Here is a 16142-nt window from a genome sequence, read left to right on the forward strand (position 1 = left end):
TTGAATCCGGAAACAGCATGAGCACAAGGGCAACCGGTGGTGCGGCCATTTCCCGTATTGACGACCCGACGAATCCTGGAAACAAGGTCATGTATCTGACCACCCGAACCAATGGCGTGGACCATGTGAATGGCACGGTGTCGTTGTATGCGAATCAATGGTTTCCGGAAACTGCGCTGGTGACGATGAGTTTCGATGTCTATTACAAGGACGGTCAGGGTGACCCCAATGACTTTAATGACGGTGTTTTTGCCCGGTTGGCTACCCTGGATGCCAAGGGCTTCCAGAATGACCCCGCTGACCCGGTTGTTTATGTATCCGATTTGCAAAACCGTAACGGTGTTACGTCAAATACCTGGCATCACATCGATCTGGTGGCCATGGGAGAAACCGGAACGGCGACCAATTACAGCGTATTGGGTTACATTGACCGAGATCTGGATCCGGATGAAATTCACATGTATGTGGATGGGGTTTTTATTGCCCAGATTTCTTCAAAAAATGCTGGTAATACGAATGACATTTCCAGCATCTGCATTGAAACCATTTCAGGAAACGGCAGCGGAAACCGAGCCGATCTCTATGTGGATAATGTGGTGGTGCGCGATGAAATCGTAGTCGGCAGTGTGCCCGGTTCAGCGGACCTGGGGATTCTGAGCATCCCGCCGGAAAACAATGTCATTGAATCGTTTGAAGCCACGCAGGGATCATCTTTTGGCCCGGCCCGTAAAGCAGATACGCCGGTCGCGGCAAGCGATAACCGGATTGTGGGCCAGACGTTTACGATCAGTGGTACGAATACCTATGTTCTCGACGCAGTCACGCTCAAGAGCGGCAGTACGAAAAACCTGACCGGTGCGTCCCAGAACCTGGCGGTCGCGATTCTGAAAGATACCAATGCGGATGGACGTGGGGATCTGCAGATCGGCTCCACCTACACATATGACGTTACGGATCTGAGCATCCGTCCCGGCGCCTACCTGAGCTTCCCGCTGGGTGAAGGTATTTCCAATGTAGTGGCCGGAACGTATCAGATTGAAACCTATTATGATGAAGTCGATGCGGATAATTTCGGTCTGAACTGGGACCGCAATGAATCCGTTGATGCGTATGGTGGCGGTCAGCAGGTTTCGGTGGGATCCAACGACGGCACCTTCCCGCTCGGCGATGGGCTTGGCAAAGCGTCCAATGCCGATCTGACCTTCTACGTTCAGGGCCGGGATATGGCCGGTGTACTTCCCTCGTTCGGATCCTTTTCGCTGAGTGCCGCGGCTCCGGTAACGGACATCCTCGAGTCGTATGAAGCGGTGTCCAACCTGAGTTCATTCAGCTCGACCCGTATTACAGATTCACCCGTTGTGAATTCGGATAACCGGGTGCTTGGGCAGAGTTTTGAGCTTTCCGGCATTGCGGGCACGGCGACTATTGATGCCGTCACGATGTTGAAACCGGAAACGGCAGGTAATCTTGCATATACGAATGCGTCGCATACCTATCAGCTCGCTCTGATGAAGGATACCAATGCGGACGGTAAGGGTGATCTGCAGGTTGGAGATACCTATAACTTTGAGTTTACGGGTGAGACCTTTACGTCAAACGAAACCTACATTACCTTCAATCTGAACTCCGGTATTACCGGCGTTGTGGATGGGGTATACCATGTTGAATTCTACTGGGGCGAAGTGGATCCCCTGCATACCGGCTTCCCGCTGGGACGTTCGGTGAATGGAAACGGGTATGCTGCAGGCGGGCAGCTCGCTAAGTTTAAGAATGAAGGTACCTTTCCAGTCGGCTCCGGAATGGGGAATCCCAGCGCAGAAGCTGACCTGACCTTTTTCATTCAGGGCACGGTCGATGCGCCGGCGGATTATGACAGCTGGGCGGATGGATTCGGTCTGATCGGTTCAGACCGGGATCTGGATGCCGACCTCGAGCCCGATGGAATGGACAACCTGACGGAATATGCCCTGGGCGGAAATCCGAATGTGGATGATGCCGCAGCTGTGCTTCCGACCTACTCATCAAAAAGTGCCTATATTGAGTATGTCCATCGCGAACGATCCGATGCGGTATCCCGCGGGCTGGATTATAACGTGCAGTCCACTGCGGCTCTGAGTATGCCGGCCTGGACCAATGACAGCACCATTACCTATGTGGGCAAAGGTGCCATTGATGGTGAATTTGAGTCGGTAACAAACCGTCTGGATACGGCATCCGGCGATGCCTATTTCATTCGTCTGCACATTCAACAGGATTAATTGTACCTTTTTAACGCCCTGTTTCGGAAGGAACAGGGCCCCAACCTTGAAGGAATAGAAAGATGAAAAGTACCATTTTATTGTTCAGTATAGCCTCTGCGGCGGTGACCTCTGCCGGAACATTTGCCATTTCGACAACGGCTCCGGATGCGAACGTGTTGGAATCGTTTAATACACTCGATTATACGAATACCACAGCGGTTCTGGGGACGATGGGGCCCGCCCGTAAACAGCTGGGGACCGTGAATGGCGATAACCGCATGGCCGGGCAGCGACTGACGCTTTCCCAGAGCACCAATGTGCAGGCCAGCTCGATCACCTTTCGTGTGGCATCTTCAAAAAGTTTCAGTGGCGGAGGTGATGTAAATACTTTGTTGCTCTCCATTGTTGATGCTTCCCATGCCCAGATCGCCAGTTATTCCTATGACCTCAGTAGTACGGATTTTGTTAAAGGCGATTATGTGAAGCTGGATCTCAATAATGTGGAACTGGCATCCACTACTACTGGGGTTGAATATGAATTCCAGTTGTATTTTGGTGAAACCGATACGGAAAATGCCCTGGCGTTGGAACGGGACAACGGTGGAAATTCGTATGCTGATGGGGCGTTGATCAGTATGGCCTCCACGACGGATGTGCTGAGTCTGCCTATTGCGTCGCCGAGCGGGGGGAATTCCGACCTGACCTTTTTCCTGGAAGGGAATGTGATTCCTGAGCCGGCTACCTTAGGTTTGATCAGTGCTTTCGGAGGAGGTGTTTTTCTGATCCGTCGATGGTTTTCCATCTAATTACCTGTTTTGAGCTTCCCCGTCACTTTTTCCAGTGTTGTTATCAAACATACTGAAGTGGCGGGGTTCTATATTTAGAGCAATATGAAATTCGTACTAATAAGAGGGAAAAATGCGAAAATTGATTTTTATACTTTGTTGTGTCAGTGCGGGGTGGATTCAGGCGGCTGATGTCTATGTGGCCACAAACGGAGTGGATGCCGGTTCCTCCAGTTCGATAGGCGCCCCATTTGCTACTGTTTCGTATGCGGCCTCTAAAATGAGCGCCGGAGATACCTGCTATATCCGGGGAGGTTCCTATCATGATGAGGTCATTCTTTCCGGTGAAAACAACCTGACGTTCAAGGCCTATCCGGGCGAGCAGGTCACCATGGATGGTACCGTTGCAATCACCACACCCTGGACGCTGCACTCCGGAAGTATTTATAAAACCACGCTGTCGCAGGATATCTGGCAGCTGTTTGCCGGTGAAGAAATGATGATGCCGGCGCGCTGGCCAAATGCTTTTCTTCATGATGATTCCGTGTGGGATCTGAATAATCACTGGGCAAGAATCGATCATAATTTAAATACAACGACGACCATGGTCGATGATCCTACGGGGCACTCGGATTTGGCTGCACTTCCGTTCAGCATTACCAATGCGATTGCAGTACTTAATGTGGGCAGTTTTAAAACCTATGCGCGTTTGGTGAATACGCATGCAGTGGGCTCCGATACCTTTGCCGTGAATGCGGTCGGCAGCCTGAAAAGTTCGCTTCAGTACTATTTCCTTGAAGGAAAGCTGGAATTTCTGGATGTGGAAAAGGAGTGGTACTTTAACAAGGATACCGACGAGTTGTATTTCTGGGGTAATACGAATGCAACCATTCGCGGAAAGGTTCAGGACTACGCTTTCCAGTTTACCAACTGCGATGACATCACGATCAGCGGAATCGATTTTTTTGCGACGACGGTCTATTTCAGCGGATGCCACCGGGTTTGGGTTGAAAAAGGAGACTATAATTTCCCGAGCTGTACAAAACGGATGCTGGGAGCGCATTCCGTTTCCCCGAATGCCACGGCGTTTATCGGCGGATCCGATAATGCCTTTTATGATAACACGATGCGCTTTGCAGAAACGCAAGCCATTTACATGGACAACGGAACGGACAACCTTATTGAAAACTGCCTGTTCGAATATATCGACTGGAGTGTGGCCGATCTGCCAAGTCTCATGGGCACCGTTTATATGCGTGGGAGCGGTTCGGTTTATCGCGGGAACACGGCGCATACCACCGGGGCATCGGAATTTTTTGATGTGAATGATAACCCCGTCGCTGAGCTGAACCTGATTTATAATATCGGGCTCGTACAGAATGACGGCGCGGCGATTCAGTTGACCGTCGGCGCGCAGCCCGAAACTGTGGTGGCCTATAACTGGTTCTTTGAATCCGACAAATACGGCGCGCGTTTCGATGCTTCAACGGCATTGGGCAGTCCTACCGGAATGGATGGCCTGATGCATCACAATGTTGGTTTTCATGTGAAAAGCACTATTATGCAAAAGGGCGATTACCATGAGTGCTACAACAACACGTCTTTGAATACAGAAAATAACGGGATCATTATTCTGGCTGATAATGTGTCGGACAGTCTGGGCACCATTGTGCAAAACAATGCGGCGGAACGCCTGGGATCGTCCCGTTCCGGAAACGATCCGCTCGCTCCGGTCACCATTCATGATCATAACTGGAATGGCTATGAATACGGTAATGCGGATGCCCGAACGGTACTGCGCGATCCGGATAACCTGGACTTTCGGCCCATCCCGAATTCAATACTGGTCGATGGCGGCACTCCGGTTTCCGGCATTACAGACGCCTACACCGGACGGGCACCCGATATCGGTGCGTATGAACATGGGGCCGCAACCTACTGGATCGCAGGCCGTCAGGAAAAAGGAGCGTCTACAGCCATTCCGCCGGACGGGTCAACTACGGTTAAAGCCTCGGCTTCGCTGATGTGGCTGAAGGGATTGGAGTCGACCTCCAGCGATGTCTATCTGGGCACGGCTTCGAATGCGGTGGCCACGGCCTCCACCAACAGCAGCGAGTTTGTGGGTAACCAGCTGAATAATATTTATGATCCATTGGGCTTATTTGCGCAGACCTATTTCTGGCGGGTTGATGAACATACACCCTCCGGCATTGTGACGGGAGCCGTCTGGACCTTTACGGTACCTTCGGCAACGCTGGCCGCACCGGGCATCGTAAACCTTCCGGCTCAGGATATCACCGGCACGTCGGCGACCCTCGGAGGGCAGATTACGGATGGCGGAACCAGTTCTAAGGTCTGGATCTATTGGTGGCCCGACGGCGGGGCGACCAATGAAGTGTATATAGGCAAAAATGCCGGTTACTATGGGCTGCCGGTATCAGGACTGCAAAGTAACGCCACGTATAACTATTATGCGTATGCTGAGAACAGATATGGATCCAATACAACAGCATCCGTAGAAATTTTCACCACAGGGGATGTCGAACCACCGGAGCCGGAAGGCCCGCAGGCAATGTATTTTACCGAACTGGCTGCTGTTCCATCCACCGGGGTTGAGGTTTCCTGGACGACGCTCAACAGTACGTGGAACAACATTACCGTTGCTGCAAATGATGGCAGTGGTGATGAGCAGCTGTATGGTCAGACATTCTCGAGCACCACGGATTTCAATCTGTCAGCGATTTCTTTCCATGCAACAGCGGATACGAGAACGTATGGAACGAATCAGGTGCTGGAGTTGGCTCTACTGGAAGATACCGATACCAACGGGGTGCCGGATACGATCCTCGGCGCGGTATACTCGGTTCAGTTCCCGTCAATTGATGGTTCAAAACCTTGGAAAAAAATGAGTTTTGCCAACGCGATTCCGCTCAAGGGGGATACCGCCTATGGTTTTGTTTATACATTGATCGGTCCGGTATCGAATGATCTAAGGGTTTCAACGGATAAAAATGATGGCTATTCCGATGGTAATGCGGTTAAAGGTGTTTATCCTGCCGGGGCATTTCCGGGAAGCCTGCCGCCGACACTTAATAATCTGCGGGATCTGGCCTTTGTCATCCAAGGCGATGCCGAAGGCGATACGCTCTATGGGGATTGGCTGGGTGAATACACCGCAGGGGGCCAGACCGCTCTGGAAGATAATCCCGACCTGGATACGCTCAATAACCTACAGGAGTATGCATTTGGTGGTGGCCCGGATAATCCCAATGATCCGGCGGATATTTTTCCGGCTTACAGCATAACCAATTCAGCTGATTTCGAGTTTATCTATCGTCGGCGCAAAGATGCCGAAGCACGTGGATTAAGCTACTGGGTGGAAGCCGGTACGAATCTTCTGTCTGATACATGGACAACGAACGGGGTTCAGGAAACGGGCGTCGGTGCAGTTGATGCTGATTTTGAATCGGTCACCAATCTGTTGGATGCCTCATTGCAGAATGAATCCTTTATCCGTCTGCGGGTTCGTAAGAACTAATTCAGGGCCTTTCGCTGAACCTGTAGCTCATTGCGGTCGACGGAAGTCAGGAAAGGGTACTCTGTTATTGAACGGATGCAGGTGTAGAGAACGCTTAACCTCTAGGAGGAAAGCGTTTTACCGATCACTGCAGGCAACGTTTCACTCGCGCAAACGTTCTCTACCCCGCGTTGCCTCAAAAATAAATGACACCGTAGAGGTGCGGATGAGGAGTCGTTTGACTGCATTAATGGGTACCCTCTAATTCGGGGGTTGTCAAGGTGGGGAGGCAGTCGGGGAACCCGGGTTCCCCGACTGCGGCGGACTCGCCGGTTTTCTTCATTTTTTCGATCTTGCGACGTCGGCGCTGGATGCGATTGCCCAGCTCGAAAGGGTCGAGCGTTTCGTATTCGCGTTGCAGAGCAGCCTCCTGTTGTTCGCCAAGGATGCCGCTGACCTTCAGGCGGTCAAAGGGCGTGGCGGGGGCATCGTATTTCTTTTTGTACCGGCTTTTGACGCGAACCTTGCTTTTTAGCTTGAACGAGGGTTTGAAGAAGTTGTTGAGCCGTTCCCAGTCGCGGTAGAGTGCGTTGAGCTCTCTGATCATGGCCGGGTTGTCGAGCCGGTCGTAGCCGAGCAACTCGCGCACGTGCGTCCAGTTCTTTTGTTCGACATGGGCGTTGTCGTTCTTGTGGTACGGTCTGCTGCGTGTAAAACAGACGGGCTGTTTGCGTTGCAGGAAGTAGCGCGTGAGATGGTGGTTGAGGAACTCGCTGCCGTTGTCGCAGTCGAAGCCCAGGATGGCGAAGGGCAGCTTGTTTTCCACGTCGTGGGTTTGGTGCATCACGCCTTCAGCGCCTTTGTTCCAGACCGCGCGGGTTACCGTCCAGGTGCTTATGATATCCGTATAGGTGATCGACCAGATGAAGTCCCCGCTCATCGATCCGCCACAGTGGGCTACTGTGTCGGCTTCGAGATAGCCGGGCCGGTCGATGTCCTCGGTGGAGGTGCGGATTGGGATCTGATTCTTGAGCAGCGAGCCGGGCTTGGTACCGGTATTGCGCCTTCGCTGGTACTGCGCTTTGAAGGGTTTGAGCACCCGGTCGATGCTTGCCGGGCTGATTCTCAGTAGCTTTTCACGGCATTCGGTCGATAGCGGTTCGTAATGTTTTTCATAGTGCTTCAGCCAATGTGGCATAGCAGGCTTGAGGCGCTTCCCGCACAGTTGTCCAGAACGAAGCCACAGAGTTTTGAGGGTCTTGCGCAATTCAGCAGAGTCGTACTCGCCTTTGCGGCCGCGTTTGCCCCTGGAGGGCGTAAACGAGTCGTTGAGCAGCTTGGTGGCATGCTTGCGATCATAGCCGCATACCGCGCATACTTCATCGAGCAACCGGGTCTTGTAGGCCTTTTCCGCGCGCCTATAGCGGCGTTTTTGTACCGCGATGTATTCCATTCTGGTTTCGCAACTCATCTCTTTCATCCTCCCTGTATACAGGGTGTGATTTTTTGTGAGTCAACGAATCCTTTCCGCCCGCATCCTATCGGATGCTTCGGTGTCATTTAATTTGAGGCAACTCGCGTCAAAAGGTTTTGATTCCCGGAGGGAGCTTTTTTCGTCAAATTACGCCATTTCCGCGCAGTTAATTTTATTGAGAAAACTCCGTTTTGGGGGCGTCTTTTGAATAGATGCGGTAAAAGGCATCCAATATTGAATAAGGGATCAGGATGAATACGATTAAATTTCTTTTAGTAGTTTGGGTCATTGCAATGCTCGGTGGGAATGCCCGGGCATCAAAACCGAATATTCTCTTTATTATGTCGGATGACCACACCTCGCAGGCCATCGGGGCCTACGGCAGCCGGTTGGCGAAGCTGAATCCGACGCCGACGATCGATAAACTGGCCGAAGAGGGCATGGTGATGGAAAATGCCTTCTGCCATAATGCCATCTGTACCCCAAGCCGCGCCTGCATCATGACCGGGCAATACAGCTCCATTAATGGATGTCCCACGCTGAACGATCCGCTGCCGGAGGAAAAGCAGTACCTGGCCCATGAAATGAAAAAGGCGGGGTATCAGACAGCGGTCATCGGTAAGTGGCATCTCAAGGCGCTTCCGACCGCATTCGATTACTACAAAGTCCTGCAGGGGCAGGGGGACTACTTTGATCCATTCTTTTTTGAAACCGGAGCGACCGGTGTGATCAAACGGCAGATGACCTGGGGCAATAAACCCTGGAAAACCTTTGAAGGTGCCGTGGAGATGAAAGGCCACTCTACCGACTGCATTGCGGATTCCGCGCTGGAATGGTTTAAAGAAAAACGCGATCCGGATCAGCCGTTTTTCCTGAAGTTGCATTTTAAAGCCCCGCACGATTATTTTGAATATGCCCCGCGGTATGAAAGCTATCTCGAAGATGTGGAAATTCCGGAACCTTCCAATCTTTGGAAACGGGAAAGCAACGGATCGCTTGCGACACGCGGTCACAACGATGAACTGCTGCCCTACATTGGAACGTCGGTCGGTCGCCGCAACCTGCGCCGGAATTATGCCGAGGACGAAAAAACGCCGTGGGCCGACAAGATGGATCACAGCCTGAATGATGAAGATATCAAACGTCAGGCTTACCAACTTTATCTGAAAGCCTACCTTCGCTGTGTAAAGGGGGTGGATGACAACCTCAAGCGTGTTGTTGATTACCTGAAGGCGGAAGGGCTCTATGATAATACCGTCATTATGTATACCGGCGATCAGGGGTTCTATCTCGGCGAGCATGACTATATTGACAAGCGCTGGGCTTATGAAGAATCCATGCGCATGCCGTTTATTGTACGCTATCCGAAATCCATTCCTGCGGGCAGCCGTACCGACGCGGTGGTCGAAAATGTGGACTATGCACCGACGATGCTCGAGTTTGCCGGCGTGGAAACGCCGGACTATATGCAGGGGCGCAGTTTTAAAAGTATCATCGAAACAGGCAAAGAGTCCAATGATTGGAAAAAGGCCGCGTACTATCATTATCAGATGCATATGTCGGCCCATGATAATCCGGCCCACATCGCCATCCGCACCAAGCGCTATAAACTGATCCTGTTTTATGGAACCGGATGGAAGGGCGAGTCTGAGCCCGACACCCCGCCTGCCTGGGAACTCTACGACCTGAAACAGGATCCATCTGAAAACAACAATGTATACGACAATCCGGAATATGCTGAAGTGGTTCAGGAGCTGAAAGATGATTTGAAGGCGTTGCGGAAACAGTACAAAGTGGATGGATCTGAATTTGCGTATAACAAGGTGATCAATGAATTCTGGGAATATGGCGTAGCCGAACGGATCCGCGCGATCGAAATTTCCAACCAGATGGTGCAGAAGCATAAAGACGGTACCTGGACACATAATGTGAAGCGTACGCCGAAAAAGAAAAAATAGGGATAGGATGAACATACTGAAACTATGTGTTGTTACAGGGCTTGTTTTCGGCGCAGTAGCTGCATCCGCTGAAAAGCCGAATGTGGTGATCGTGATTACGGACGATCAGGGCTATGGCGATCTCGGTTGCAATGGCAACACCGTCATCCAGACGCCGAACATTGACCGCCTGCGCGCTCAGGGTATACAGCTGGATAATTATCATGTGGACCCCACCTGTGCGCCGACGCGTTCAGCCCTCATGACCGGTCGCTATTCTGCCCGGGTCGGGGTATGGCATACGGTGCAGGGGCGCAATATGCTGCGGGAACGTGAAGTTACCATGGCCGATATTTTTAAAGATAATGGATATGAAACCGGCATCTTCGGGAAGTGGCATTTGGGCGACTGCTATCCCTACCGTCCGGAAGATCGTGGGTTCACCTATACGGTTTATCATGGCGCCGGCGGGGTCGGTCAGGCACCGGATTATTGGGGAAATGACTATTTTGATGACAGCTACATGAAAAACGGAACCTGGCAAAAATTTACAGGGTTCTGCACGGATGTTTGGTTTGAGGAGGGCATCGCCTTCATCGAGGACAATGTTAAAAAGGATCAGCCGTTCTTTGCCTACATTGCGCCGAATGCACCCCATGGCCCGTTTTATTGTCCGGAGGAATATACCAAACCCTACGAAGGGAAAGAGGGCGTATCACGCACCGAGTTTTACGGTATGGTGACCAATATTGATGACAATATGGCCAAACTGATGAAGCGCCTGGATGAGCTGGGTATTGCCGATAACACCATTCTGATCTTTACCACGGATAACGGCACCTCCGGCGGACTGCATAAAGGCGTCGGTTTTAATGCCGGGATGCGCGGTCAGAAAAATTCGGAGTATGACGGTGGTCATCGTGTGCCGTTTATCATGCGCTGGCCCGACGGAAAAATTCCGGCCGGTAAAAGTGTGAAACAGCTGACGGCCCATCTTGATATGCTGCCTACGTTTATTGATCTCTGCGGATTGGAAGCACCGGAACTCGAATTTGACGGAACCAATATCCGTGACCTGCTCTATTCCGATGGAAGTCATTGGCCGGATCGCTCTCTGGTTGTGGAATCCCAACGGGTGGTCGATCCGATAAAATGGCGCAAGAGTGCCGTAATGACCGATCAATGGCGGCTGGTGAACGGAGAAGAACTTTTTGATATCCGAAACGACCCCGGTCAGGTGACGGATGTGAAAGACCAGCATCCCGAAGTTTTTGAACAGCTGCGCGGAAAGTATGAAACCTTCTGGAAGGATGTTTCCAGTGAACATAACCTGACCAGCTATATGAAAATCGGTTCGGATGAATCGCCGGTGGTGGCCCTGTCCTCACACGACTGGCTGACGGCGAATGTGCCATGGTATCAGCCGCACATCATGCATGGCGCCATGGCCAAGCCGGCCCACTGGGCGGTGGAGGTGGTTCGTGATGGAGAATATGAAATTTCACTGCGCCGCTGGCCGGTCGAAGCCGATAAGCCGATCAATGCGGCCAATGGGTATAAAGGATTCGATTTTAAGCAGGCGCGTATGCGTGTTGCCGATGTGGATAAAACCAGGGAAATCCCTGAGGGCGCCAAAGAGGTGACCTTTAACGTGAAGTTGAAAAAGGGGCTGGTGGAACTGTCGCCTTTATTCATCGGCGGTGGCCGCGAAGCTACGCCGTATTATGTATATATCACCCATCAGCCGAAAGCCGGATGGCAAACACCGGAGGGAATGGGGGTTACTGTTTATGATCCATCCTATGGACGCGTCCCCCCGCAAAGACTGGATCAGGATCATCCGACCCGGAACTGGGAGCCGAAGCCCGGCAAAAACCAATAGAATGATTTACGGAGAGAAAATAATGAAAAAAATGATGATTACTGCATTGGCTCTGACGGCCGTTACGGCCTCTTTTGCAGAGAAAACCTATGAGCCGACCTGGGAATCGCTCGATTCCCGCGAAACCCCGCAATGGTTCCCGGATGCCAAGTTCGGCATCTTTATTCACTGGGGGCTCTACTCCGTTCCGGCGTTTGCGCCGCGCGGAACCTATGCGGAATGGTACTGGCATTCCAAGGACGGTGACCAGTCCGGTAAGCATGCTGCCGCTGTCGGCCGGGCGGATGCCACACAGCAATTTCATAACCGGGTGTATGGTGAGGATTTTGAATATGCCGATTTTCGCGATCAGTTTACCTGCGAAATGTTTGAGCCGGAGCATTGGGCGAAAGTCTTCAAGCGCAGCGGTGCAAAATATGTGGTACTGACCTCCAAACACCATGACGGCTACTGCCTCTGGCCGAGCAAGGAAGCTTCCAAGAGTTTTGGCATGGCCTGGAACTCGGTCGATTCAGGTCCGCGCCGTGACCTCGTCGGCGATCTGACCCAGGCTGTGCGCGACGAGGGTGGCATTAAGATGGGACTCTATTATTCCATCTGGGATTGGTTTAATCCCTACTGGCCGGAAGCCGAGCAACCGACCACCGGGGCCAAGCGCAAGATGAATCTGCCTGAAGAGGGGCGTAAGAAATATATTGATGAAGTCATGGTACCACAGATCAAGGATATCGTGACTAGGTATGAACCCGCGGTGATCTTTTCCGACGGTGACTGGTGGATGGATGATGACAAGTGGGGCACAAAGCCGGCGTTAGCCTGGCTCTATAATCACGCGCCTAACAAAGATGAAGTCGTCATCAACGACCGTTGGGGCAAGGTGCGCAAGAAACACGGCGGTTATTTTACTACGGAATACGGATCCGGCTTTGCAGATCCTAGCATTCTCTGGGAAGAAAACCGCGGCATTGGAAAATCCTTCGGTTTCAGCCGGGTAGAAACCTTCGATGATTATAATACCGGAGAGCTGCTGATCTATATGCTTTGCGATATTGTATCGCGCGGCGGGAACTTCCTGTTGGACATCGGACCGACCGCAGATGGCCGTATTCCGATTGTCATGGAAGATCGTCTGATCCAGATCGGCGAATGGCTTGAAGTGAATGGCGAAGCGATCTTCGAAACGCGCCGTTGGAAAAAGGACTGCCAGTGGAGTGCGGGTGAAATTAAGGAATACACCAAAGAGGAATTCCATCACGGCGTACCGGACCCGATCATTGAAATGGCCAAATATCCGAAAGAAGGCCAGGCGCGCAAGGAATGTTACTTTACCGCCAAGGGCGATACGGTCTACGCCATGATCACGGAACTGCCGGATGAGGATGAGTTTGAGATTAAAGATATTGAACTCAGCAAAGGATCCAAAGTCACCATGCTGGGCGTCGATGGTGAACTGGAATGGGAAAAAGAAGGCAACGGCATCGAAGTCGAACTGCCTCGTCTCAATCCAAGTAAACTGCCCTGCAACCACGTCTTTACACTGAAGATTACCGGCGTTAAATAGCGTTCACGAAATAGTGGATGAAAAGCGGCTCACCAGTTGGGCCGCTTTTTTTATCTGAGGGACAAATAAAAGATTCATGTCCGATTGGCACCTCCTTAAGCACTGTTTGCATGGGTATCTCAGTTTCTGGCTTTGTTTCGGGCAGGCGAGCCGCCGGCGGCACGTTTTTCCGTATCGCCCGCTTCTAGCGGGTCCCAAAGCCACTGGGGACAGCGGAACGAGTTGTACCGCAGGCGGCTCGCCTGCTCCCTTAGTGGGCGGTAGTTATGCTTAAGGAAGTGCCATTCGATTCATGTCCCATTTCCGGGAGAGGTTCTGATGGAATGCACGTTTCCCATGCTCCGCAGTGGGTAAACGTGAGCTGCACCAAGGAGTGGGTGCAGTTAACGCTTACCTGAAGAATGAAACTGGGTGCGAATGCAACCAGCGTTCTTTCCGCAGGAGAGCGATGGATCAAACAAAACCTGCATTCATAGAAATTTATATTCTTTTGAGATTTCCGGCGGCGATGTACGTTTCTTTGGGTATGAAATATATTTTACTGATAGGTTTGTTGATTTCAGCTTTTGCACAGGCGGAGTCGGTTGTTGAAGTGTCTCCGAGCGGAGAGTTCCAATCCTTGGAAGCGGCTCGGGATGAGGTCCGGCGTCTGAAAAAGGCCGGGCAGAATCCGCCGTTTAAGGTGGTGGTGCGCGGGGGCGACTATGTGATGGAAGAGGGACTGTTCCTCGGCAAGGTCGATTCGGGCATTTCGTTTGTCGCGGCCGATGGGGAGAAGCCCCGTTTTTTCGGCGGAAAGATTATTGAGCCCGCCTGGTTTAAACCGCTTCAGGATCGCCGTTTTCTCTCCCGTTTGGTTGATCCGAAGGTTGGAAAACGAATTCGAGTCGTCGACCTGAAGAAACACGGTATTACGGACTATGGTCAAATCAGCCATCATGGCTGGAGCAATGAACCGAAAGACAGGGTGCCGCCCGCTTCCCTTAATATCGGCGGGCAGCGCATGACGCTGGCGCGTTGGCCGAATGCCGGTGAAGAGAGTCCGTATATGGTGTATCAGCACTATCTGCCGGAAGAACGGCCGCTCCGGGGCTATGAGCTCAAAGTGCAGGAAATTATTGAAAAGGTCCGGCTGCCGGGAGAAGTAACCCTTTCTAACGTGATCGATCCCGGAGGCTCCATCCGCAACAAAGAATCCCATGGCGGAACCTTCGAGGTGGCCTTTGATCGCATGAAATATTGGAACGAAGCTGAAAATGTATGGCTCGATGGTGTGCTGGGTTCGACATGGGAATGGACGTATAACCGGGTGGCTTCAGTCGATGCAGCCAAAAAGCAAATCACACTGGCTTATCCTGAGTTGGGCGGGGTTGGTGTGGGGGCTTCGGTGCGTTTGCCGCATTTCTATTTTGAAAATATTCCGGAAGAGATTGATCAGCCCGGGGAATACTACATCGATCGCAATAACGGGTTGCTCTATTTGTATCCGCCGAAGGACCGGGGCGTCATTGTCCTGTCTTCGCTGGCGGAGCCGATGGTAGTCATCGCGAATGCGAATACGATCCGGTTCCAGGGATTGGAATTTGATACCGGACGGAACCTCGGTTTAAAAATAAGTAAAAGTTCGGATGTGGTGGTGGATCAGTGCCGGGTGGCCAATTTTACAGCCGGCGGTGTGGACGTCGATGCCGAAAAGGTACGGATTATCAACTCGCATATCCACGGGATCGGTGCATTTGGGGTCCGGCTCCGGGGCGGAAAGATCGCGACGCTGGAACCAGCCGACAACGAGGTGGTCAACTGCCAGATCCATGATTTCGGATGGGAGCAAAAATCGCAGCAGGCGGGGGTTTGCGCCTATGGAGTAGGGCATCGGATTGCCCACAACGAGATCCACGACGCCACCCACTTTGGCATTCTTCTCCGGAAAGCGAACGATGTGGTTATTGAATTCAACGAAATTCACAGTCTCCCCAAATACCATAAGTTTGACGGCGGCTCCCTCTATGTAGGAACCGGGGAACAGCCACAGTGTCGCGGCCTTGTGGTGCGCAATAACTATTTCCACGATGTGCCTACCATCGGGGTCTATCCCGATAACTTTTCGTGGGGGGTTGAGGTTTCGCATAACCTCTTTCACAATGTCGGGGTGAAGGCCGGCCGGCCTCCAATCTACAACAACGGCGGCGGTGAAGGACGGATCTTTAATAATATCGCGGTCGATTGTGTGCAACTTTACGGTCAGGGTGCTCGTCCAAAAGAAGAACGCTGGTTCGATTACTGGAATCAGACCTTGGAACGCTATGGCGATGGAAAGGTGAAGGAAACTGCCTACAACAAGTATGACGATTTTAAGGCGTGGCTGACCAAGAAAGAAAAGGAAGAGTTTTTCCGGCCGCGCAGTGATATCTGGAATAATGTGCTCTATCATCCCCACCATGAAATTCATATCGATGCCAGTTCGTTGGCGTTGCAGCAGGGGATTTTCCAGAAGCGCATGAAAGAACCGGGCGTGATCGATCATTCGGGGAACCTGCGGTCGAAAGGGAATTGGATCACGCAGGAGGATCCGGGTTTTGTCGATTATGCCAATGGCAACTTTATGTTGCGCAAGGATGCTACCGTATTTAAACAGGTCAAAGGGTTTGAGCCGATTCCGTTTGACCAGATGGGCCGTTTGGAAAAACCGGTGCTTTAAGTGGGAATCTGCGCGCCCATGGGCGTTCATAGAATATAGACCCTTTAA

At 51.9% G+C, this 16142-nt stretch carries 8 protein-coding genes; 7 read left to right on the plus strand and 1 reads right to left on the minus strand.

The genetic code is table 11. The annotated features are described in order from the left end of the window. Positions 1 to 17: 17 nt before the first annotated feature. The 3 genes from E9954_RS24375 to E9954_RS24385 all read left to right on the plus strand — a co-directional run bounded on the left by E9954_RS24375 (position 18) and on the right by E9954_RS24385 (position 6563). The gene (locus tag E9954_RS24375; protein ID WP_136081884.1) at positions 18 to 2258 is read left to right on the plus strand and encodes a hypothetical protein; all 2241 of its coding nucleotides are present in this window, start codon (positions 18 to 20) and stop codon (positions 2256 to 2258) included. 62 nt (positions 2259 to 2320) lie between these two features. Beyond that, entirely contained in the window at positions 2321 to 3046 is a 726-nt protein-coding gene (locus E9954_RS24380) for a PEP-CTERM sorting domain-containing protein (protein ID WP_136081885.1), read from the plus strand. A gap of 112 nt (positions 3047 to 3158) precedes the next feature. Continuing rightward, entirely contained in the window at positions 3159 to 6563 is a 3405-nt protein-coding gene (locus E9954_RS24385; protein WP_136081886.1) for a right-handed parallel beta-helix repeat-containing protein, read from the plus strand. Between the two features lie 226 nt (positions 6564 to 6789). Here E9954_RS24385 and E9954_RS24390 read toward each other — a convergent pair whose 3' ends face one another. Beyond that, positions 6790 to 8013: a DDE-type integrase/transposase/recombinase gene (locus E9954_RS24390; RefSeq protein WP_136077388.1), complete on the minus strand. Its 1224-nt coding sequence runs from the start codon at positions 8011 to 8013 to the stop codon at positions 6790 to 6792. 254 nt (positions 8014 to 8267) lie between these two features. On the opposite strand from E9954_RS24390, the gene E9954_RS24395 reads away from it, so the two are divergent. The 4 genes from E9954_RS24395 to E9954_RS24410 all read left to right on the plus strand — a co-directional run bounded on the left by E9954_RS24395 (position 8268) and on the right by E9954_RS24410 (position 16094). Further along, positions 8268 to 9974, plus strand: coding sequence for a sulfatase family protein (locus tag E9954_RS24395; protein ID WP_136081887.1), 1707 nt, complete (start codon positions 8268 to 8270; stop codon positions 9972 to 9974). Between the two features lie 7 nt (positions 9975 to 9981). After that, complete coding sequence (locus E9954_RS24400) at positions 9982 to 11835, plus strand: arylsulfatase (protein ID WP_136081888.1); 1854 nt, start codon at positions 9982 to 9984, stop codon at positions 11833 to 11835. A 22-nt stretch (positions 11836 to 11857) separates the two neighbouring features. After that, the gene (locus tag E9954_RS24405; RefSeq protein WP_136081889.1) at positions 11858 to 13396 is read left to right on the plus strand and encodes an alpha-L-fucosidase; all 1539 of its coding nucleotides are present in this window, start codon (positions 11858 to 11860) and stop codon (positions 13394 to 13396) included. Between the two features lie 526 nt (positions 13397 to 13922). Next, positions 13923 to 16094 (plus strand): right-handed parallel beta-helix repeat-containing protein, encoded by a 2172-nt coding sequence (locus tag E9954_RS24410; protein WP_168442571.1) that lies wholly within the window; start codon positions 13923 to 13925, stop codon positions 16092 to 16094. The last annotated feature ends 48 nt before the right edge of the window (positions 16095 to 16142 follow it).

The sequence above is a fragment of the Pontiella desulfatans genome (assembly GCF_900890425.1).
In the GTDB taxonomy this organism is placed as follows: domain Bacteria; phylum Verrucomicrobiota; class Kiritimatiellia; order Kiritimatiellales; family Pontiellaceae; genus Pontiella; species Pontiella desulfatans.

What these genes read in the sequence shown, in the direction of transcription:
- E9954_RS24375 (WP_136081884.1), top strand. Translation starts at nt 18, where the DNA reads ATGAGCACAAGGGCAACCGGTGGTGCGGCCATTTCCCGTATTGACGAC.
- E9954_RS24380 (WP_136081885.1), top strand. Translation starts at nt 2,321, where the DNA reads ATGAAAAGTACCATTTTATTGTTCAGTATAGCCTCTGCGGCGGTGACC.
- E9954_RS24385 (WP_136081886.1), top strand. Translation starts at nt 3,159, where the DNA reads ATGCGAAAATTGATTTTTATACTTTGTTGTGTCAGTGCGGGGTGGATT.
- E9954_RS24390 (WP_136077388.1), bottom strand. Translation starts at nt 8,013, where the DNA reads ATGAGTTGCGAAACCAGAATGGAATACATCGCGGTACAAAAACGCCGC.
- E9954_RS24395 (WP_136081887.1), top strand. Translation starts at nt 8,268, where the DNA reads ATGAATACGATTAAATTTCTTTTAGTAGTTTGGGTCATTGCAATGCTC.
- E9954_RS24400 (WP_136081888.1), top strand. Translation starts at nt 9,982, where the DNA reads ATGAACATACTGAAACTATGTGTTGTTACAGGGCTTGTTTTCGGCGCA.
- E9954_RS24405 (WP_136081889.1), top strand. Translation starts at nt 11,858, where the DNA reads ATGAAAAAAATGATGATTACTGCATTGGCTCTGACGGCCGTTACGGCC.
- E9954_RS24410 (WP_168442571.1), top strand. Translation starts at nt 13,923, where the DNA reads ATGAAATATATTTTACTGATAGGTTTGTTGATTTCAGCTTTTGCACAG.